Here is a 1599-nt window from a genome sequence, read left to right on the forward strand (position 1 = left end):
TTGGACCATTGTAGGTGCGTGCAGATAGGGACTCCGTTTCTCTATTGTGGCTCACCCAGATACTTCTACCTTCCACTTGGTTGCCGTCATCATCGGTAGTACGAAAAAGGGGTTCAAAAAGGTACCCTCCGAAAACATCGGAAGTGCTAACTGCGCGTGTATCGGCGATGAGTGGAAAGCCCGGAATATTGAAACTGATCTGACGATAAGTGTCAGTGGTGCGATCACAGGTACTGCCAACTTTGAGCGCCACGTTTATCGCGGTGTCGTCGACGGTGCTAAGGTAGTAGTCGCTGTCAGAATCAAAGACGGTGTAGGCAGGTCGTTTGACTGGATAAACACCGCATATATCGGTGGCATAGGTTTCGAGCTCGTATATGCGTCTCGTCGCAGTCTTTGAATAGTCAATTAGCTTGAGGGTTCTTCCATCAGCAAAGGCTGCGAATTCGTAGCCTGGAGCCTCTTCGTCAGTATCTAGAACAGCAACTGAGTCCTTTGTGTCGTTGATCGTGGCGATTTCGATGACGCGCCCGTTATCAGGGCTGTAGGAGTAAGCTTTACCTGTTGGGGCTCCTGCTTCATCTTCTTTAGAAAAGAAGATGTTAATGCTTTTAACCTCGGCTTCTTCGCTTTGCTCCTGCAGAGATTCACTGCATGCGCTGGATAGAGCAATGGTGGCGAAGAGGGGGGCGAGCGTGGCGGCCTTTCTCAATAAAGTAAAACCCATGAACACAACTTTCCTTGGAATTGGTTGACCTAACCCCGACAGTATATCGACCTTACATTTTGAAACGAAATCAAACCGAAATGATTGGGATAGCGATCACACTCGAAGTGTGGCCTTATAGCGCCATTGCCCTTAAGTGCAGCTTCGCGTCCGACTTACCTTGCTGATATGTTTCTAAAACCCGGTCTGGAGATGTGTAGTCCCAACTTTCTATTGGTGGTTTTTTACTCGGAGCCACGTAATGAACATTAGGGGTTTTAGGTAGGGATGCATATGGCCGCGATAGCATTACCAAAGTTTTGCTATTGGATGTGTCGACGCCATGTATCGGAACATTATCGACCATTCCTCCGTCGAGAACGACATCGCCTTGGTGCCGCATGATTGGTGTGAAGGGAGGTGTGCATGACGAACTAAGGATTAGGTCGGCTAGTTCATCCACCGTATTGCAGCTATTAGCGGTAACAAAGCGAGAGCGAAATCCGATTTTTCGCCCCCAGGAAGGGTGAACGGGATGCCGCAGTTTCTTTTCGAGTTGGTACGCGAGCATTCCAACTAACACGGCAGATCGAGCTCCCAGCCAGCCGGGAATCTCTGCCAGGAGTATTCTGTTAGCCGGACCTTCTTTAAGGGTCTGTAGACTTTGCTCATCGAGCGCTTTATGAATGATTTGGCGATAAAGGTCTGAGTGTGGATGGACATTTTTACCTTGCAGCGCTCTCGACCAGTATCGGTTCTTGAGATTAGTGCTTTGTACTTCCATCGTTGCTTCTAATGTTTCTTTGATTCTATTCGCGAAGATGGCGCAAGATATCGCTGAACCTGCACTAACTGAAGCGATGCTTGCAGGTTGCACTTCTACGTTTCTGGTG

General features: G+C 48.6%; 2 protein-coding genes. Both read right to left on the reverse strand.

The annotated features are described in order from the left end of the window. A partial coding sequence (locus A3750_RS19910) for a hypothetical protein (protein WP_156498771.1) occupies positions 1-727 on the reverse strand: 727 nt, incomplete at its 3' end. A 115-nt stretch (positions 728-842) separates the two neighbouring features. After that, a partial coding sequence (locus A3750_RS19915) for a patatin-like phospholipase family protein (protein WP_156498772.1) occupies positions 843-1599 on the reverse strand: 757 nt, incomplete at its 5' end.

The sequence above is a fragment of the Oleiphilus sp. HI0079 genome (assembly GCF_001635105.1).